We start from the raw sequence: 19,884 nt of genomic DNA, 5'->3' as shown, positions 1-19,884 counted from the left end.
AATAATTGTATAAGAGATACGTTTATTGCCAGACGCTACGTTTTAACAAGTAAGCGGGCGGGTATAAATTTGTTAAAAATGATGGCGCGTATTCTACCCAATTTGCACCTGAAATGCTCGCGCAATCGATTGGCTTCACATAAATAATTAAAATTAGCCTATTTTTTAGACAAAAAAGATAAGGAATAAATATGTACTTGATTGGAGAACTGGCAAAAAAAGGTGGCGTGACGACCGATACGCTTCGATTCTATGAAAAAAACGGCCTTATTCAACCCGTCGGGCGCAGTGATTCTGGCTATCGTATTTATTCTGAAAATAGCCTTGAGCAAGTCCAATTCATTTTAAATTCTAAGCGACTTGGATTAAGTCTCGATGAGATTAGAGAGTTGTTAGAGATTCGCCTTGAAGCCACACAACATAGCTGCGCGGAAGTAAAAGGCATTACGTCAACAAAACTACTCCTTATTGATGAGAAAATTCAGGAGTTGACTAAAATTCGAAATGCTCTGAAGAAAATTAACGATGCTTGTTGCGGACACAGTAATGACAACGCAAGCCATTGCTCTATTTTGGAGGCGCTGAAGTAATGGTGAAAGATAACCTGTTATGGAGAACCGGTACTCAGCCTAGAAGGCGCTATAGCCCAAGTGAGTAGAAGTGTTTGGGCTATATCAGCATTATTCTTTGCTACTATATTCGTGAACGGCAGACACTCTAATTAGCATGGCAACCATGCTGCTCCGCGAACACCACTGCTATCACCAAATTTTGCCTGAACAATGGGGGTGTCGCTGTCAGGGCTAAATACATATTGTTTCATCTGTTTCTGTACATCGGAATATAAAGAGGCAACATTAGACATTCCACCGCCGATGACTATCACATTTGGGTCAATAATATTGACGACATAGGCAAAACTTCGAGCAATTTGGTCGATCAGTTGATAGTAAGCCAGCTTCGCTTTTTGATCGCCACGTTGAAGTGCTTCAAATATTTCTGGTGCAGATTTGTATTCAGAAAAACGCTGTAAGTATTGCATCTCAAACCCCGTTCCGGAGATGAACCTTTCAATACAATTTTGTCGGCCGCAGTGACAAGCCTGATTTATGCCGTCTTTTTCGTGGCTAAAATAAGGCAATGGGTTGTGCCCCCATTCCCCACATATCGCATTTGCCCCAACAAGTAATTGTTGGTTTACAATAAAACCACCACCACAACCTGTCCCCAGAATTACGCCAAAAACAACGTGTTTTCCAGCGGCTGCGCCATCAATTGCTTCCGATAATGCAAAACAATTGGCGTCGTTTGCTATGTAGATCTTACGATTTAAAGCGAGGCGCAAATCTTCTTGTAAGTCATGCCCATTTAAAAATAAGCAATTGGCATTCTTAATTGTGTGTGTATTAGGACAAATGGCCCCAGGCAAACCAATACCTATACTTGCTGTTGCCGCGAGGTTTTTCTCTGCTTGAGTAATAAGGCTGACAACGGTGTTTACAAAGTCAGTGTAATTACTAGGTGTTTCCACCCGCATTTTCAGTAACTCATCATTATTGTGATCGTATGCTCGCAATTCAATTTTTGTACCGCCAATATCAAGGCCAAACTTTATCGTATTCATTGTTGTGACTTCTCGTGGGCAAAATAAGAATAGTGTGAATTAGAAATAGAGCAGCGAATTAAAGGCTTGCTACTCTACCTGTTGTTCGAAATGGAATCAGAGTTCGGTGCTACTTGAGTACAGTGCGTAAACGGACGATTTTTTCTTTCAATATAGAGGTTGGACAACCAAGATTTAAACGAATAAATCCTTTTCCTTGCTCGCCAAAACTATAACCCATCGTCGGAATGACTCCGGCGAGATGAAGTTGTTCTTCGAGTTCGTTATCGCTCAGTTCTAGTGCCCTGCAATCCAACCATGCAAGATAGGTAGATTCTTGTGGGAGGTAAGTTACCTTGGTCAGCTCCGTGTTAACGAAGTCAGCGAGCACTCGATTATTGTTTTCTAGATAACCAAGTGTTTCATCAAGCCATTTTCTACCATGGCGATACGCGGCTTGATTTGCCAATAAGCTCAACGAACTGTACACATCCATTCCATAGGCGAGCAATTTCGACTTCAGCGCTCTTGCTTCATGTTCATTTGGAATCATAGTATTAGTTAAGCGCATCGATGGTAAGCCAAATGACTTTGTGCCAGCGATGCATACGGCCATTTTGTTCAGATAATCCGGATTGACTCGTAAACAGCTAAAGAATGTATATCCGTTAAATACGATGTCGGCCCAAATTTCGTCTGAAATAATATATGTGTCGTATTGGTGGCAAAGTGCACAAACCTTAGTCACTTCATCTTCTGTCCAAACGCGTCCACCGGGATTGTGTGGGTTGCAAAACATGAGGATTTTTATGCCAGACTTTAATTGATTTTCTAGGTCATCAAAGTTAATGGTGTAGTAGCCGTTTTTATTTTCAAGTGGAGAAACAGCAAGCTCCCGATTTGTATTTTCAATCGTTCGATAGAACGCGTGGTAGACAGGGCTAAAAACAAGAACTCGTTCGCCAGGATTGCTCCAACGTTCGACCAGCATCGCGATAGCGGGTAGGCTTCCCGGAGTGGTATGGAACCACTCCTTCTTTAGATCAACCTTGTGATTCTCCGACCACCAATCGATGACGGAGTTAAAATACTCATCGCCACGCTCAGAATAGCCAAATATCCCATGTTCAATTCGTTCTTTAAGTGGTGTAGTAATGAAGTCGGGAGCTTTAAAATCCCAGTCAGATACCCAGCTTGGTAATGCCTTTCCTTTTGGAACACCGAGCCACTTTTCCATGTAGTCCCATTTTAGGCAGTCTGTATCGTAGCGATTGATAACGGTATCTAATTCGTGTTGCATAATGTCCTCGTCAAAAACAGGAAGCACTGAATCGTGCTTCCTGAAGGTTCGTCGTGTTTAAACTAAATGGTTGCAGTATTTGCCGCTTTATCTTGTGTTTGTACCTCGTCGGCATTTTTTTCTGTTTTGAGTTTAGCGATTCCGATGCCGCTATACGCCCAGATCATCGCAAAAATCACACCAGAATAGTTTTGAATTGCCCACGGTAGGTAATCAAGGGTTGAAACGCCTAGCGTAGCCGCCATAAATACGCCAGCATTGGTCCAAGGAATCAATGGCTCAATAACTGTCCCTGCATCTTCAATCGTACGAGATAAATTTTTCGCGTCGAGCTGCATACGCTTATACATATCACGGAATATTTCAGAAGGAATTAAAAGTGCAAGCTTCCCATCTGATGTTGTGCATACAACAATGAAAGTGGTAGCAATTGTTGCTCCAATCAAGCTTGCTGTTCCTTTGATTCCTTTTGTAAGCAATCCCACTAATACGTTTAGGCTACCAGTGAGTGCTAGTGTGCCAGCAAATGAGAACGCACAGAAAACAAGAAGGACAACACCCATCATAGAAGTCATGCCACCGCGATTTACTAACGTTAAAACGTCACTAAGAACGGCAACATCACCAAGTCCTGAGCTCGTAAACATGGACGCATTAAAACCACCCAACATTGAAGTAAGTGCTGTGTTTAAGTCGAAACCTTGGAAAATCATGGCATTCGCAATGGCTATAGCAATGGCGGCGACCATGAGTGGAATCGTTGGAAGTTTACGTATGGCACCCCATAAAATAAGAACTGGTGGTAATAACAAGAAAATATTCAGTGAGAATAATTCGTCAAGGTTTGCCAAAATGGCAATTATTTTTTCAGGTGTTTCCGCCGAAACGTCACTGTTTCCAGCAAAGAAAAATACAATTGAAGCCAACAAAAAGGCAGGAATTGTTGTCCACAACATATGCTGTATGTGGGAGTAAAGGTCCGTCCCTGCAACTACAGGAGCGAAGTTTGTGGAATCAGAAAGTGGCGAAATTTTGTCGCCAAAGTAAGCGCCAGAAACCACTGCACCAGCAACGGCAGCAAGATTCGCATCCATACCTGTGGCTACACCCATTAGCGCAACACCAACGGTTCCCGCAGAACCCCAAGAGGTACCGGTACACAAGGAAACAAAGCTAGTGACTAAGAATGCTGTAAAAATTAAATATTCAGGGCTAATGACTTTAAGGCCGTAATAGACAAGCATTGGAATGGTGCCGCCAATCATCCAACTGCCAATCAAACCGCCGACAAGCACCAATATAAATACAGCAGGCAAAGCTTTAGCAAGACGTTCAGTAATTGCGCTTTGGATATCGTCCCAGCCATAGCCTAATTTCCAGGCGACTCCAGAAGCGACAACGGCCGATCCTAATAATAAGCTTTCGATGGGTAAGCCAAATACGCCATAGCCCACAATCAAGAAGGTGAGCATTGTTAGTATCGGCAGTAACGCCAATCCAACAGTTGGGGTAGATATAGTTTTGCTTTTCATGTAAATTACATCCAAGTTATTATATGTATAAAGTACATATTTAGGTTTATAATCGTTTTAATCACAGTATTAGCATATATCTTCTCTTTTGCTGGATCTGTGATGAACGTCAATAATGTAATTATTGTCATTTTTAATGTAAATTACATTCGATTCAAGAGGAAGTTTAATAGTGGCTACAATTAACGATGTTGCACAGGCAGCAGGGGTATCGACTGCAACGGTATCTCGTGTCATTAATCAATCACCGAGTGTGTCACCAGAAACCGTACAACTGGTTGAAAGTGCCATGATTCAGGTTGGATACAAAATAAAAGGGAATCAACGCCTTACCATCAACCAGGGGGTGAATGCGATTGGATTGATCGTTAGCCGTTTTAACTCGCCATTTTATGGATTATTGAGTCAAGGTGTAGAGAAAATTGCGAAGCAATATGAAAAAAAAATGATTGTCGCCAGTGGTAATTATGACTCTGACTGTGAAGAAGATGCGATCAAATTCATGCTAAGTAAAGGGTGTAAAAATATTGTCATCCATAGCAAAACAATGAGTGATCAAACATTGATTCAATATGCGAAGCAAATCCCTGGGTTTGTTGTCATCAATCGACGTGTGCCAACAATCGAAGATCAGTGTGTATGGTTGGATAATAGTGAAGGTACTTATCAAGCAACCAGTTATCTCATTGAACAAGGTCATCGGCGCATAGCGTATTTGTCTTGTGAAATTGAAGTTGATGATAAGTTTCTTCGTTTTGACGGGTACCGTCGTGCACTCGATGATGCAGGCATTGAGTTTAACCCTGACTGGGTTGAAGAGGTTCCATTTGGAGAGCAAGGAGGCGCACTGGCGGCAACCAATTTTTTAAATAAAGGGTTACCCATGACGGCTTTAGTTGCGTTTAATGATTTTTATGCAGCCGCGGCTATTCAAGTATTCAAAGAGCATGGAATATTGGTGCCAGAACAGTTGTCTATCGTCGGGTTCGATGATGTATTACCACAGTGCTATTTCTCACCAAAATTAACCACTATCCGTAGTCCAATCGAAAGCATGGCAATCAATGCGGCACGTATTTCTTTAGAAGGTATAAGCAGTACTGTTTCACGCGCGTTCCATCCTTTATTAATTAAGCGTGAATCAGTCACGGCAATTAAAGCTGATCATCACTGAGTAAGCGTGATCTCTTTGATGCTGTGAATCGTCGTGCCAGAAGCTTTCATATTATTGATGCTAGATTACCCATAATGAATGGTGTTTTAATGTGATGCACGTCACACAAAAATAGTGAATAATTGCCTCATCGAGTGAGAAGGGCTGTAACCCCAACAAGTCGTCACTCATTTTTAATAGACACTTTAAGGGTAAATAAAATGAAAAAATTAACCGTTCTAGCCGCAACGATACTTATGAGCGCAACGGCATTTGCAGGTACTCAATCGGTTTATAGCGAAACAAATTTATCAACTGCTGGTTTCGCGTCTAAAGCGGCTGCGTACGAAGCGGGTTTTGACTATGTTGATGCATTGGAAACTGCGAGCAGTTCTGAACTACAATTCAAACTCGCTCCTATTGGTGAACACTCCGTTTCCAATATTCAGTTAGACAACACGATTGTGACGATAGAAGAGTTCTCTAAAGCCCGCGGTGAAATTTCTTATCGCGCTATCGTGAATGTTGATTATCATTTTGACGCTCGCGTAAACAGCAAAGACTAAATTCACGCTGTTTTAGAATTTAGAAAGCCAACAGATTTCGGTCTGTTGGCTTTTTCTATATTTGAGCTTTGGTTACTATTGTTTTTATTTGATATTAATTACTTATCAACTTTTTCATAGTTGGCTTTCATTTCATCTGGCGCAATACCGTATTCATAGTTCGCTAGGTATCCATCCTTATAGACCACCATTCCATTCGTATCCCAACTGACTTGTATCGTCGCTGTTTCGCCATCTTTACTTTCCAATAGACTCAATATTCTGTCATCTATCTTAATTGCTTTTATGGTTTTGATTCGTTTAAAGGGTTTAAATTCGCTAGATGTGGGTAATGGGCCGTAGGTATCTACCCATTTAGATTTAGGTATCAACCACTGATTATAAATGTTTTCAACAATAGGCTTGGGCATACTGGCAATAACGACATCGTCTGACATGATATTTTTGGTCTCTAGTGTTACTCCTCCCTTTCCATCTGAAACATAGGTAGCGAACTGAGTTCCAATCTCTGCGGCTATTGGTAGCCTTCCCAGTGTTACTGACTTCTTAACGAAGATCTCTGCGTTATCAAATTTCTGCATGATCTCAGGTATTTTTTGAAATTCAATAGGCGCGGAAAATGCGCTTGACGAGGCCATTGCAAGTAGGGTGCTTAACGCGATTTTCTTAAACAAGATCTTTCCTTATTCTGAAGGTGGTACCAGTACCTTAACAAAACAAACACAGTAAAAAATTGACGATCGTCATAAACATTAGTGAGCTAGAGTTCTATTGAACTTAAGCAAGAAATGCAGCAACGGGATTAGAAATTTTCAAATTGGCTATTTGAAATTAATGGCAGGTAATTGCGCCATGAATTGCCCTACACTAAAACGCCCCATAGGTTTATGAGGCGCTCACACTATAAAGGACGGTATTATTACTTCTTATATTTTGTGCGCGATTGCCTCTACCTCGACTAATACACCTAAAGGTAACGATTTAACTGCAAAACAGCTCCTTGCAGGGCTATTGGTACCAAACAGTTTTGCATAGATCGAATTAAATATTTGGAAATCTTCGATATTGGCAAGATAGCAAGTCGTCTTTAGTACTGTATCTGTAGAACCTCCCCCTTCTTCGATAACAGAGGTTAAATTTTTAAGTGATTGAATGCTTTGTTCCGAAATTCCGCCATCAACTACTTGGCCAGTATTTGCATCAATAGGTAATTGACCTGAAGTAAATATTAATTGGCCAAAAGTAGTCCCGTGAGAATACGGGCCAATAGCTTGAGGAGCGTTATTTGAGTTGATTATATGCTTCATTTTTTCTCCGTTATATACGATTATTAATGCAATTAAAATATCATTATAAAATAAACAAACTTACTATATACTTAATTTTTTTGTAAACAAAAGAGTTACTTATTTGCTTTTATGTCAAGTGTCTACCTTGAGGATTTTATTTATAATGTTACACATAGAACTAATGGTGCCTGATTAAAGTCTACTTAATATGTTAAATTTAAATACAATTTCTCATGACAATATTAATTACCCAATATGACTTAAATTAATGTGGTTTTAGTGAGTATTTAAAGCTGGTCTCGAACCAATTTCACCCAAAATTGAACACCCGTCATTAATAAATCATCATTAAAGTCGTACGTGGGAAGGTGTAACGCCACTCCGCCTTTCTCTCCCCTCGCACCGTTCCCAATCAGAATATAGCAACTTGGCACTTCTCTTTGCATAAAAGAAAAATCCTCAGAAGTACAGTATGGCTTACAAGTAATATCTACTTTCTCGTTTCCAACAATGCTTCCTGCTATTCGGGCTGCAATTTTAGCTTTTTCAGGATCATTAACCGTAGACAAAACACAATTAGAAAACTCAAAATTATATTTCAGTCCTGCGGAGGCACACTGACCTGAAATGACGCGTTCCATTTTAACCTTGATTTTCTCCTGTGTTTCATCAGAAAAACAGCGGGTGTCTCCAGATAGAGTCACAACGGTAGGGATAACATTAGCTCCACCGTTAGTCTCTATATTCGTAACCGACAATACGGCAGGTTCGTGTATAGAGTCTAAGTCTCGAGTAATTATCGTTTGTAACGCCGTACCTATATGACATGCTGTAATGAGAGGGTCATTGCCTAAATGTGGTAGTGCCGCATGGCCACCTTCACCCAGAACTTCAATTCTAAAATGATTCTCTGCTGCCATTATTGAATTTGGGCTGATTAGAAAGGTTTCTAATTCAACTCCCGGCATATTGTGCATTGCGTAGACTGAATTTATTGACCAACGTGTGAATAGCCCATCATCAATCATTGCTTTTGCACCGGTACCTTGTTCTTCTGCAGGTTGGAATATAAAGTAAACGGTGCCATCAAAATCACAATTCTGTGATAGTTGAAACGCTGCACCAAGAAGCATCGCTGTGTGCCCATCGTGACCACAACCATGCATCATATTGTCAGTCTTTGAACAGTGTTCAAACGCATTCGCTTCCTGTATTTTTAGCGCATCAAAATCCGCTCTCAACCCAATGGATTTTTTACTGTTTCCTTTCTTCAGTATTCCAACTAAGCCTGTTTTTCCAATATTTCTATGGACTTCAATGCCAAAACTCTCGAGTGTATTTGCAACAAAATCAGAAGTTAATGTTTCTTCAAATCCAAATTCTGGATTCTGATGAAAGAAATGTCGCCACTCAATAACTTTTTTTTCTAAATTCATAGGATAAGCCCAAGTAATGAGGTAAAGGAAAACAATGAACTACTTTTTCCTTTACCTGTGTAATGAATATTAAATATCGCTATTTAACAACTTGCCATAGCCCGGACAAACTGCTTTTTTCCCACAAAGTTGCATTGAATGCCAAAATAGTGCCGAATTACTAGAAATAACGGGTACACCATATTTTTCTTCAAGATACTGAATGTGTTCTACGGCACGAAGGCTTGTACAGGACATAAAAATCACCTCTGCCCCAGTATCTTTGATTAATACTTCAATACCTTCTTCAAAACTACTTAGTGGTGCTTTATGAATCATATTATCATCCATAATACCTAATGAAGTTATAGCAACCAATTCAAACCCAGATCCCTCTAATTGCTCCTTAAGTTGTATATTTACATCGGTTGGATAAGGAGAAAATACGGCAATTTTTTTTGCGTTAAGATGTTTAAATGCCGCTTTAGCAGCACTCCACGGATTTGTCGTTGGGATATCACCTCGGCCTTCTGTTAACAAGGCAGATACCTTTTCTTCACCAATAACAAATGATGCAGAAGTGCAGGCAAACGCCATCACATCCATAGGGAGGCCGTCAGCGACTAAAAGAGCAGATTGACCAATACTCGTAGCAACGTTATCCAATGCTTCCGGAGTCATTCCATTTTCTTTAAAGACGCGATTACTAAACAGTGCCGCCTGTTCACCAAGTAAATGAGACCAGTCGGTTTCGAGAGTATGATCATTTGCTAGTTGTACAAGTCCAATATGAACTTTATTTGGACGAGGAGCTGGTTCAAATTTAAGCTTAACTTCAAATTCATTAAATTGTTCAAAATTCATAGTAATATCCTTTTTATTTCTGTGATAACAATGTTCTTCTTATACGACATTGTTTTCCTTATACGGAAGAGGCTTATGCCAGATATAGAAATATTATCGCCATGTTCATTTTTAGTTTGGTATTATTTGTGTTAATAATCGGTAGGCGTTTAATTAGTGCCTACCGAAAATATTAACTACGAATTGGTAGCAGGTTCAAGAACCGGTTCTTCATTCGAATCAATTACGTTAATTTCCTTGTCCTTTTTAATTGCATAAGCAATACCGACAATAAAGGCTATTGCAGTCACAACGACAATGTATAATTTAATGGAAGTAATTGAGTTATATATAAGTATGCCCTGTACTACACCAGCAAGACCTACCAGTGTATAGAATCCCCATAAAGGAACATTTTTACCAAACTCTCGTGTTGCCCAAGCACTTGGGAATTTTTTAGGTAGCATCGCAATTGCTACCATCATAAAGATACCAATACAAATATCAGTAAGGATGTAAGTATTTGCAATGGTGCTTATGTTCCAACCAAGAAGAATGGGTAACATAGAAGCTAGCCAACAAAGCGTTAATATCTTCCATGGAGTGCCTCGTTTGTTGGTAACCGCAAAGCTTTTCGGGAACCACCCATCATGTGTCGCAGCCTGAATAGGTTGTACGTAAGAGGCGTACACACTATTAATGGTCGTTGATAGCGCCATAAATGGACCACAAATCATAAAGAACACAAATATTGGAGCGGAAAGCACTTCTCTAGCAACAAGTGTCAAAGGTTGATTAGCCACTTCATCAATCGGTAGTACACCAGAAGCAACGACTGAAACCCCAATATAAATAAAGACAATTGTAATGGTCGTGCCTATCATCCCAAATGGAATATCTTTCTTAGGGTTCTTGGCGTATTTACTGAAGTACATCAGATAGTATTGGCAGTATGTTGCAAACGAGAGCAAACAAGCCGCTTTGAAAATACCCATATTGCCTTGTGATGCAAAATCTGGATTAGTACTTGGTGTAAGAAGGGCAAAATCAACTTGGCCGAATCCAATCAAGATAAATGTTGCAATACCAACCATAAGCAACGTTGTCATCATATTTTGGAATCGAGACAAGGTATCTAGCCCGAACAAATTTATAACATAGAACACCGTTAAACCAGCTATCGCACCTGCAGAAGGAGTGACCGTTGGAAGCAAAGAGTTTATATAGAACCCTAGCGCCAAAGCATAAATGGCGACGGTAGGGAAATACAAGAAGAAGCTTACAACATACATACCTGCATATTTTTTCCCGAGTATCCTGCTGATTAGAGCGTAAGGACCACCATCCAAAACAAGTGAACCGCTGGCAAATAACATAGGTATGTTATAAAAAATCCCGAACACAATGGCGATACCAAAAGCTAACCACAAGGCATGTCCAGTAAGGCCTATACCTGCCCCAACGAGTGAAAATAGCCCAGCACCGACAGTGATACCGATGCCCATAGCCAATAATGTCCATTTTCCAAGAACACTATGACCCACATCTCCTGATTTTGACATTTTAGTTTGCTCCCTTATAAGTGCTTTGTGGATATCCCGCTAAACACGTAATTTTCTTATATTGTTGAAAATTCATATTACTATCCTCTGTATAGCCTTAATTTTGATAAACTAAGGCTTATCTCTCGGTGCGATTATTTGATGATGATCAGTTCAGGTTCTGCTCGTCTTGATAGCCATTCAGCACCATCTTCAGTAATGACAATATTCTCTTCATGTAGCATCATTTTATTTGGCGCATATGTCATACCTGGTTCTAGAGTCATGATCATGCCCGGTTTAAGAGGTGTATTATCGGTTGACGTGTTTGACGGTCTTTCTGTTAGTTCCATACCCAATCCATGGCCTACGCGGCCAATATCATTACCAAGAGCACCGTTTTCTTCTAATACTTGCCACATTGCATTGTAGATATCAGTCGTTGTTGCCCCAGCACGGCATGCTGCTTCAAAGCCCTTAGTGGTCGCATCATAAGTTGCGCGATAAGCCGATTTAATCTCTTCGCTAGCACTTCCAAACGCCCAGTTACGGTCAAAGTCAGAAAAGTATCCATCCCATACAGCACCAGTATCTATTAGCAAAACATCGCCTGGCTCTATAATGCGGTCGGTTGGACCCATCAGAATATCGTAGTAACCGTCAGGGCCAGATCCAGCAATAACAAAAGGAGTTTCATCTGCGCCTTCCATTCTGAGATCTAAACTAAACTGCTTACAGATATCTCGCTCACTCATGCCTGTTTGAGCATAGGAAGGCACTTTGTCGAAAGCTTCATTGGTAATACGACAGATCTCACGAGTTTTTGCTATCTCCGCCGGCGATTTAATTTGACGCAGTTCATGAACAGCCAGTGAAACGTCAACAAAATCACTCTTTACTAGTGTCGTTAACTGAAGGTAATTATTTACTGGCATACGAAGGTGGGATTCAATACCAAGAGTGGCTCCGATTCGTCCATGTTTACGAGGGAGCGTATTCAATGTATTGGCCAATAAGCTAATACCATCATCTTCTGGTCTTGGTGATGACCATGTGAAAATATCATCGATCCATGTTTCAGCCATTCCTTTGGCCCCGATTTCTGGAATAACCGCTATAGGCTTTCCTTCCGCAGGAACCACAACAAACCAAGGGCGAGTTGGGCTATGCCAAAACTGGGAAAAGAAACCTGTAAAATAACGGACATTAGGTTCGGTGGTAAAAATCATCGCATCAAGATTTTGTTCATGCATCACTTTTTGCGCTCTAGATGTTCTATCTTCAAACTCTTGTAGAGTAAAACCACGATTAGGTTTATTCATATATACCTCTTCTGTTTCAATTAAATCATTATTATTATTAGTGTTAATATTAGTGTTAATATTAGTGTTAATATTGGTGTTATTATTTGTTAGTAATTTTGGTTATTGCTTGTTGTAAATCTGAAATTAAATCGTCTGTACTTTCTAATCCGATATTTAATCGAACTAAACGACCTTCATAATCTTTATTGGGTCTTTCTATCGCTGGGTAAACTAATGCAAGGCTGGTTACTCCACCCCAACTCATTCCAATTTTAAATAGTTCTAAGGAATCGATAAATGCTTCAACTTGAGAAGCACTTAAGTCATCTTTAAATATGAATGAGAAAACGCTGCTAGAGCCGGTAAAGTCACGTTTCCAGAATTCGTGACCAGGGCAAGAAGGTAAAGCAGGGTGCAATACTTGTTCAACGTTGGGGTGTATTGCTAGCCAATTGGCAACTTCTAACGTTGATTTCTCAAGGTGGGCAAGTCGAACGGCAAGTGTTTGTAACCCGCGAAGCGCTAAGCTACAGTCGTCTGGAGAAACGGCTAAGCCCAATTGCTTATATCTAGAACCCACTTTCATTTTGAGTTCTTCAGAGTTGACAGAAACCGTGCCTAACAATAAGTCACTATGTCCACCAATGTATTTAGTTAGCGCCTGCATGCTGATATCAATACCATGAGCAAATGCATCAAAATGCACACCAGCAGCGTAAGTGTTATCTAATGCAACCATTACGCCTTTCTCGTGAGCAGCGGCACAAATTGCAGGAATGTCCTGTACTTCCATCGTTACTGAACCTGGGCTTTCTACCCAGATTAATGACGTATTTTCTTTTATAAGCCCGGCAATGTCAGCGCCTAACATTGGGTCATATGCTTCAACATCTATCCCTAAATCTTTAAGCATGCCCTGAGCCATTTCTTTATTTGGCCCGTAAGCGCTGTACGGCACTAATGCATGGCTTCCACTATGACATAAGGCAAAGTAAACCAATGCTATTGCTGCTTGGCCTCCTGGGACAGCAAAAGTGTGGTGAGCATTTTCTAGCTGAGCAATACGCTCTGTTAATTCAAGAGTGGTTGGTGTGCCGTATAAACCATAACTGTAGCCATTTTCTTTTTGCTGCCAACCATCAACCACTTTTGATTGTGTTTCAAATAATACTGTCGAACCTCTGTATGTAGGAGTCACTAAAGATTTGAAGCCCGAAGCAGCTAACGTTTGAGGTTGGGCTAACTTAGTTTGCCAATGCATTATTATTTCCTTAATTAATTATTTATTTATCTATCAACACTTGAAATAATATCTCTTTTGGAATAAGAATAGCGCTCTCAATAAACTACGATAATGAGAAAATTTCCCAATGAACGTGCCAAATACACTCGATAATTTCGATAGAGAGATACTAATCACACTACAACAGGATAATAAGACACCCCTTAGAATCCTTTCAGATAAAGTTTGCTTATCGCCAGCGTCAGTACAAAGACGAATTAAAAAGATGGAGGATGATGGTGTTATTTGCGCGAATACCGCTGTCATCGCACCAGAAAAGGTTGGGCAGCTTATTACGATTATTGTTGAGGTGCATATTGAAAGAGCGCATACGTCCGATATTGAGGCATTAAAAGCTAGTTTTTCTGGTCCAGCAATACAGCAGTGTTATTACGTGACGGGAGAGGCTGACTTTATATTGGTGCTTGGAGTACCAACCATGGCAGCGTATGAAAATGTTAGTAAAGAACTATTTTATAATAATAAAAACGTGAAATGGTTTAGAACAATTATTGCAATGGATCGTGTAAAAGCAACGCTACACCAGGCCATATAATAGTTTTCGGATATTAGATTAATTAGAACTCTATTTTTCAACCCGAATGAATTTGAGGTTCACCTGGAAAATAAAAACTTGAGGGCTTTAATGATAATACTCGTAGATATTTAAATTGGGCTCTAGAGAAATTTTCATTTCTTTTTGCGTGTATGTAGTGTGAAATGCAAAAAGAAAAAGCCAAGTAAATTTCTCTACTTGGCTTTTTAAATCAATAGTTTATAAACTAATCTCTAGTTCATGCCGTATTTTTTAAGTTTCTTACGAAGAGTACCACGGTTGATACCCATCATATTTGCTGCGCGTGTTTGGTTGCCACGAGTGTATTGCATGATGGTGTCTAGTAGTGGTTGTTCAACTTCAGCCAATACTAGTTCGTACAGGTCGTCAACGTCCTGGCCATTTAACTGAGCAAGATAATTTTTCAAAGATGCTTTTACAGAGTCACGTAGTGGTTTCTGAGTGATTTGATCTTGTGACGTTACAGTAGATACTGTTAGTGGTTCAGAAGTTAAATTTTGTTCGAACATATTATGTCTAGCTCTTCTAGTAATTTATGAAACAAATTGTACAAAGTAACCTTCGAGTGCATCCAGTTGCTGATTTGCAGCATCTATCGCGTTGAAGGTACGGCGAAACTCACTAGCTTGTTGATGTTCTTTCAGATACCAACCCACATGCTTACGAGCAATGCGGGGGCCAAGAAACTCACCATAAAAGAGATGAAGCTCTTGAACATGTCCAAGTAAAATCTCCTTTACTTCCTTCGTCGGAAGTTCAGGCATAGTGGTGCCGTTTTCCAAATAGTGTAAGATTTCCTGGAAAATCCACGGACGACCTTGGGCAGGCCGACCAATCATTAAAGCGTCGGCTCCAGTGTATTCCAAAACCTGTTTGGCTTTCTCTGCACTGTCGATATCACCATTGGCAATAACGGGTATAGAGATAGCCGCTTTGACGGCTTTAATGCTGTCATATTCTGCCTCGCCTTTGTACATGCAGGCCTTTGTTCTTCCATGAAGAGCAAAAGCTTGTATGCCGCAGCCTTCGGCCATTTTAGCGATTTCGATACAGTTTTTATTGTCTGTATCCCAACCTGTGCGGGTTTTCAGTGTTACTGGTACATCTACTGCATTAACCACTTCAGTTAAGATCTTTTCAATCATTTCTGGGTGCTTTAGCAGAGCTGACCCCGCCAGCTTTGAATTCACTTTTTTAGCTGGGCAACCCATATTGATATCGATGATTTGTGCACCGTTTTCAACACTATACTGAGCTGCTTCTGCCATTAACTTAGGATCAGAACCCGCAATCTGTACTGAGCGAATACCCGACTCGCCTTTATGTACCATGCGTTGCTTAGATTTAGCCGTTTTCCAGAGCTTAGGGTTAGACGACATCATTTCGCTGACGGCCATTCCTGCTCCATATCGAAGGCATAACTCTCGAAAGGGTCGATCGGTGACGCCAGCCATAGGCGCAACAATCAAATTGTTCTTAAGTTGATGATTTCCGATTCTCAAAAGGTCTTCACAGTTCTAATCTAGCAAGGGCGCGCATTTTACGCATTTTTTCGATGCGTGAAAAGACTATTTTTTGAGCATTTACAAATTGTTTTCCAAATTGCCTAAAATTCAATCAATTAGACGTATGCAACTACATTTTTTTTATTCCTGAAATACGACACCACTCTTCAGTTTCAGCAATTGGGTCGATATCAAGCTCATCTCTGTAGTAGTTCGCAACATCTTCTGCTTGTGTGTCTAATACACCCGACATCGCTAGCAGACCTTTCGATTTGATCAAACCTTTGATCACGGGTGACAGTTCGCGTAGCGGTGCTGCAAGAATATTGGCCACAACAACGTCTGCAATTAGACCTTCAGGTTGATCTTGCGGTAAGAATAATTCTAGTTGATCGGCAACCCCATTGCGCCTCGCGTTCTCTTTTGAGGCGGTGATAGCCTGTGGGTCTATATCAATTCCGATAACTTTGTTTGCACCAAGTTTAATTGCGGCAACCGCAAGGATTCCTGAGCCACAACCAAAATCGATGACAGTTTTGCCTTCAAGGTCGAGACCTTCTAACCATTCTAAACAAAGAGACGTGGTTGGATGGGTGCCAGTACCAAAGGCTAAGCCGGGATCTAACATGACATTAATGGCGCTAGGGTCGGGTACATCACGCCAACTCGGGCAGATCCATAGTCGCTCACCAAATTTCATTGGGTGGAAATTATCCATCCACTCCCGTTCCCAGTCCTTATCTTCCAGTTGTTCAACTTTGTATGCAAAGTCGTCAGGAAATAGACCAGAATGGGTAATTTGTTGGATCACCCATGTGGTGTCTATTTCTGCATCGTATAATGCAACGACATCCGTTTCTCCCCATAAACGAGTTTCTCCCGGCAGAGGTTCGAAAATTGGTGTGTCTTTCGCATCTAGAAAAGTGACGGAAAGTGCGCCTGTCTCTTCAGATAACATATCGCCAATTTGCAAAGCATCTTTTGCTGTCGCATTGAGTTTTATTTGAATCCAAGGCATGAAAACGACCTTTTTGATCAGTTTGAATTGTGGGGGAGTCTAGCAGAAAGTCATTGGAATTCGAATGGTTCATCTAGTGGCGTATAGCGTAATGAGGTTCTGTAGATGTACAATTAGTGGATATACTGATTAAATATCTAGAACAGCGAACCATTTCTAAATGGTTCGATTGAATTGAGAGTGCTGTATTGAAAACAAAACTGATCACCCGAGAAGGTTATAACAAGCTTAAGCAAGAGCATGATCACCTTTGGAATGAGAAACGCCCTGAGATTACCAAGATAGTCACTTGGGCAGCAGGGCTAGGTGATCGTTCAGAGAATGCTGATTACACGTTTAACAAGCGCATACTGCGCCAGATAGACCGGCGCGTTCGGTTCTTGAGGAAGTTTTTACCAGAAGTCACTATTGTGGATTATTCACCACAGCAGGAAGGCAAAGTTTTTTTTGGTGCTTGGATTGAAATTGAAAATGAAGCCGGTGAAACGAAGAAATTTCGCATTGTCGGCCCTGAAGAGATCTACGGCGATGCGAAAGGGTACATTTCTATCGACTCACCTATGGCGCGCTCCTTACTCAAAAAAGAAGTCGACGACGAATTTGCAGTGAAGACACCTGAAGGCGACAAAGAGTGGTTTATCAATTCAATTGAGTATGAGAAATAGTGGGCTATTTATGGCTTGCTTAGTTTTAAGATAAATAATCTTATTGTTGATTCTGACATGATTACTAACAATTTTTGACGTGCAATTTACTCTATGGATATGCGATTAGGTTATTATTATCTACGCTTAATACTAAGCCATACATTAATTGGAAGAAGTTGAATGCAAGAGAACCATAAAATCTTAGTCGTTGATGATGATGCCCGTCTGCGATCTTTGCTAGAGCGCTACTTATCTGAACAAGGCTTTCAGGTTCGCGGTGTCGCAAATGGGGAGCAGATGGACAGATTGCTTAAGCGTGAGACCTTTCATTTAGTGGTGTTGGATCTGATGCTTCCGGGTGAAGATGGCCTTTCGATTTGTCGTCGCCTAAGAACGGCAGAAAATATGATCCCAATATTAATGTTGACGGCGAAAGGTGACGAGATAGACAGAATTGTTGGGCTTGAAGTTGGAGCGGACGATTATCTACCTAAGCCTTTCAACCCCCGAGAGTTACTTGCGCGTATTAAAGCGGTATTGCGTCGACAAATTGTTGAAGCCCCCGGCGCACCAAGCTCGGAAGAAACGAATATTGAATTTGGTGAATTTCGCTTGAACCTTGGAACAAGAGAAATGTTCCGAGGTGATGAGTTTATGCCTTTAACCTCTGGTGAGTTTGCCGTGCTTAAAGCGCTGGTTAATAATGCCCGAGAACCTATGTCGAGAGACAAACTGATGAACATGGCAAGAGGTAGAGAATATTCTGCAATGGAACGCTCTATCGATGTACAGATCTCTCGGTTACGAAGAATGCTAGAAGAAGATCCAAGCCATCCACGATATATTCAGACGGTCTGGGGATTAGGTTATGTATTTGTCCCCGATGGTAAAAACGCTTAATTCTCTATTGAAAAGCCCTTAAGATGATCTCTTAAGGGCTTTATTGTTTCGAGGCATTTATGCTCATCCGTAGTTCACGTACTCAAACCGTTTTACTTTTTATTTTGGTGCTGCTTGCGAGTCAGGCTTATTCCTATTTTGCGATATTCAATTACGCACTGTTGCCAAGTTTACAGCAGTTTAATCGTATATTGGCTCACGAGGTAAGCTTAATGCTGGATGATTATGTCGAGGTTGAGAGCGGGGTATATTTAGAAGCGCCATCGAGAAGAAAACTGTTAGAGAAACTGGGGGTAACGGCCCACCATAAAGATGAACCGATAGGTGAAGAGTTCGACACGGCGACCAGTATTGATTTTTTGAGTGAGCATATGAGCCAAGAGCTTGGCAGCGACGCTGAAGTTAGATTAGCTCTGGATAGCGAAAGCTATATTTTGTGGATAAAGATAGATCAATTACCCGATGTTTTACTACGGATCCCGCTTTCGGAGTTGCAAGAAGAAGATTTCATACCGCTGTTTCGAAATAGCCTGTTAATGGCGGTTCTTATTATATTTGCGGGTTGGACTTTTGTAAGAATCCAAAATAGGCCATTGATGGCGTTAGAAGGTGCCGCGAGAATGGTGGGAAGAGGTGAATTTCCACCACCTTTAGCGGAAAGAGGCGCGAATGAAATAAAGGCCGTAACCCATGCCTTTAATCAGATGTCAAAGGACATCCAAGTTCTTGAAGAGGATAGAGCGTTTTTGATGGCAGGAATAAGCCATGATCTCCGTACTCCATTGACTCGAATACGATTAGCGACAGAAATGATGTCGCCAAAAGACAGTTATCTGGCCGAGGGTATTATTCAAGATACCGAAGAGTGCAATGAGATTATTGGCCAGTTTATGGATTACTTGAAACCGGTTAACAAAGAAGGCTTTGATCATGTTGACCTTAATAACCTAGCATTGGCGGTATCTGTCGCTATCAAGGATGAATCCATTGATATAGAAACCGATATTTCGCAGGAAGATTGCTTGCTGTTGGGTAGTGAGATTGAAGTAAAGCGATCGTTAACTAATTTAGTGGTGAATGCGGAAAGATACGGTAACGGTTGGGTGCGAATAGCAACAGGCACAACCGCAGACAAGCACACTATCTGGGTAAGTGTTGAAGACAATGGGCCTGGAATCGATATAGGGCAGTCAGATAAGCTTTTTGAACCTTTTACGCGAGGTGACTCAGCGAGAGGCAGTGAAGGAACGGGTTTAGGCTTAGCTATCGTGAAACGAATTGTCACTCAGCATAGTGGCGCTATTTCAGTGATTAACCGTTCTGAAGGTGGGTTACGAGTGCAGCTCAATTTCCCAGCGGCTTCTCGACAAAATAAGCTTAACAAACGGACAAAAAGAACCTAAATCTTA

The 19,884-nt window shown here is 40.9% G+C and carries 20 protein-coding genes; 7 read left to right on the top strand and 13 right to left on the bottom strand.

Translation table 11 applies throughout. The features are described 5' to 3' along the window. Positions 1-191: 191 nt before the first annotated feature. A complete protein-coding gene (gene zntR, locus IUZ65_RS15740) occupies positions 192-590 on the top strand; it encodes a Zn(2+)-responsive transcriptional regulator (RefSeq protein ID WP_195704607.1) in 399 nt (132 codons plus the stop codon). 131 nt (positions 591-721) lie between these two features. Here zntR and IUZ65_RS15735 read toward each other — a convergent pair whose 3' ends face one another. The 3 genes from IUZ65_RS15735 to nhaC form a co-directional block, all read right to left on the bottom strand. Next, on the bottom strand, positions 722-1,615 hold the full coding sequence (locus IUZ65_RS15735) for an ROK family protein (RefSeq protein ID WP_195705143.1): 894 nt from the start codon (positions 1,613-1,615) through the stop codon (positions 722-724). 118 nt (positions 1,616-1,733) lie between these two features. Further along, complete coding sequence (locus tag IUZ65_RS15730) at positions 1,734-2,903, bottom strand: MalY/PatB family protein (RefSeq protein ID WP_195704606.1); 1,170 nt, start codon at positions 2,901-2,903, stop codon at positions 1,734-1,736. Positions 2,904-2,965: 62 nt separating this feature from the next. After that, complete coding sequence (gene nhaC, locus IUZ65_RS15725; RefSeq protein ID WP_195704605.1) at positions 2,966-4,435, bottom strand: Na+/H+ antiporter NhaC; 1,470 nt, start codon at positions 4,433-4,435, stop codon at positions 2,966-2,968. Between the two features lie 172 nt (positions 4,436-4,607). Between nhaC and IUZ65_RS15720 the strand changes: the two genes are divergently transcribed. Further along, complete coding sequence (locus IUZ65_RS15720) at positions 4,608-5,609, top strand: LacI family DNA-binding transcriptional regulator (RefSeq protein ID WP_195704604.1); 1,002 nt, start codon at positions 4,608-4,610, stop codon at positions 5,607-5,609. 200 nt (positions 5,610-5,809) lie between these two features. Further along, positions 5,810-6,154 carry a DUF3316 domain-containing protein gene (locus tag IUZ65_RS15715; RefSeq protein WP_195704603.1) on the top strand — a complete coding sequence of 115 codons (345 nt, stop codon included), beginning with the start codon at positions 5,810-5,812 and terminating at the stop codon, positions 6,152-6,154. 98 nt (positions 6,155-6,252) lie between these two features. Here IUZ65_RS15715 and IUZ65_RS15710 read toward each other — a convergent pair whose 3' ends face one another. The 7 genes from IUZ65_RS15710 to IUZ65_RS15680 form a co-directional block, all read right to left on the bottom strand. Further along, entirely contained in the window at positions 6,253-6,792 is a 540-nt protein-coding gene (locus IUZ65_RS15710; protein WP_195705142.1) for a hypothetical protein, read from the bottom strand. Between the two features lie 288 nt (positions 6,793-7,080). Beyond that, positions 7,081-7,461, bottom strand: a complete 381-nt coding sequence (locus IUZ65_RS15705; RefSeq protein WP_195704602.1) for a Rid family detoxifying hydrolase — start codon at positions 7,459-7,461, stop codon at positions 7,081-7,083. A 269-nt stretch (positions 7,462-7,730) separates the two neighbouring features. Further along, positions 7,731-8,879: a M20 aminoacylase family protein gene (locus IUZ65_RS15700; protein ID WP_195704601.1), complete on the bottom strand. Its 1,149-nt coding sequence runs from the start codon at positions 8,877-8,879 to the stop codon at positions 7,731-7,733. A 69-nt stretch (positions 8,880-8,948) separates the two neighbouring features. After that, positions 8,949-9,722, bottom strand: a complete 774-nt coding sequence (locus IUZ65_RS15695) for a maleate cis-trans isomerase family protein (protein WP_195704600.1) — start codon at positions 9,720-9,722, stop codon at positions 8,949-8,951. 176 nt (positions 9,723-9,898) lie between these two features. Continuing rightward, positions 9,899-11,263, bottom strand: a complete 1,365-nt coding sequence (locus IUZ65_RS15690) for an APC family permease (RefSeq protein ID WP_195704599.1) — start codon at positions 11,261-11,263, stop codon at positions 9,899-9,901. Positions 11,264-11,397: 134 nt separating this feature from the next. Next, the gene (locus tag IUZ65_RS15685; RefSeq protein ID WP_195704598.1) at positions 11,398-12,564 is read right to left on the bottom strand and encodes a M24 family metallopeptidase; all 1,167 of its coding nucleotides are present in this window, start codon (positions 12,562-12,564) and stop codon (positions 11,398-11,400) included. Between the two features lie 82 nt (positions 12,565-12,646). Beyond that, positions 12,647-13,807, bottom strand: coding sequence for a cystathionine beta-lyase (locus IUZ65_RS15680; protein WP_195704597.1), 1,161 nt, complete (start codon positions 13,805-13,807; stop codon positions 12,647-12,649). Positions 13,808-13,916: 109 nt separating this feature from the next. Here IUZ65_RS15680 and IUZ65_RS15675 point away from each other — a divergent pair, with 109 nt between their 5' ends. Continuing rightward, complete coding sequence (locus IUZ65_RS15675) at positions 13,917-14,384, top strand: Lrp/AsnC family transcriptional regulator (RefSeq protein ID WP_195704596.1); 468 nt, start codon at positions 13,917-13,919, stop codon at positions 14,382-14,384. 233 nt (positions 14,385-14,617) lie between these two features. Here the strand turns inward: IUZ65_RS15675 and fis are convergent, their stop codons facing one another. The 3 genes from fis to prmA form a co-directional block, all read right to left on the bottom strand. Then, positions 14,618-14,914, bottom strand: coding sequence for a DNA-binding transcriptional regulator Fis (gene fis / locus IUZ65_RS15670; RefSeq protein WP_195704595.1), 297 nt, complete (start codon positions 14,912-14,914; stop codon positions 14,618-14,620). Positions 14,915-14,938: 24 nt separating this feature from the next. Then, positions 14,939-15,907, bottom strand: coding sequence for a tRNA dihydrouridine synthase DusB (gene dusB / locus IUZ65_RS15665; protein WP_195704594.1), 969 nt, complete (start codon positions 15,905-15,907; stop codon positions 14,939-14,941). Between the two features lie 133 nt (positions 15,908-16,040). Next, positions 16,041-16,928 (bottom strand): 50S ribosomal protein L11 methyltransferase, encoded by an 888-nt coding sequence (prmA, locus tag IUZ65_RS15660; protein WP_195704593.1) that lies wholly within the window; start codon positions 16,926-16,928, stop codon positions 16,041-16,043. Positions 16,929-17,116: 188 nt separating this feature from the next. Here prmA and greB point away from each other — a divergent pair, with 188 nt between their 5' ends. The 3 genes from greB to envZ all read left to right on the top strand — a co-directional run bounded on the left by greB (position 17,117) and on the right by envZ (position 19,878). Next, complete coding sequence (gene greB / locus IUZ65_RS15655) at positions 17,117-17,593, top strand: transcription elongation factor GreB (protein WP_195704592.1); 477 nt, start codon at positions 17,117-17,119, stop codon at positions 17,591-17,593. 162 nt (positions 17,594-17,755) lie between these two features. Beyond that, positions 17,756-18,475 carry an osmolarity response regulator transcription factor OmpR gene (ompR, locus tag IUZ65_RS15650; protein ID WP_195704591.1) on the top strand — a complete coding sequence of 240 codons (720 nt, stop codon included), beginning with the start codon at positions 17,756-17,758 and terminating at the stop codon, positions 18,473-18,475. 59 nt (positions 18,476-18,534) lie between these two features. After that, the gene (envZ, locus tag IUZ65_RS15645; RefSeq protein ID WP_195704590.1) at positions 18,535-19,878 is read left to right on the top strand and encodes a two-component system sensor histidine kinase EnvZ; all 1,344 of its coding nucleotides are present in this window, start codon (positions 18,535-18,537) and stop codon (positions 19,876-19,878) included. Positions 19,879-19,884: the final 6 nt, after the last annotated feature.

Source organism: Vibrio sp. VB16 (assembly GCF_015594925.2).
Classification (GTDB): domain Bacteria; phylum Pseudomonadota; class Gammaproteobacteria; order Enterobacterales; family Vibrionaceae; genus Vibrio.
The sequence above is the reverse complement of the archived record's forward strand: the minus strand, read 5'-3'. Positions and strand labels throughout refer to the sequence as shown.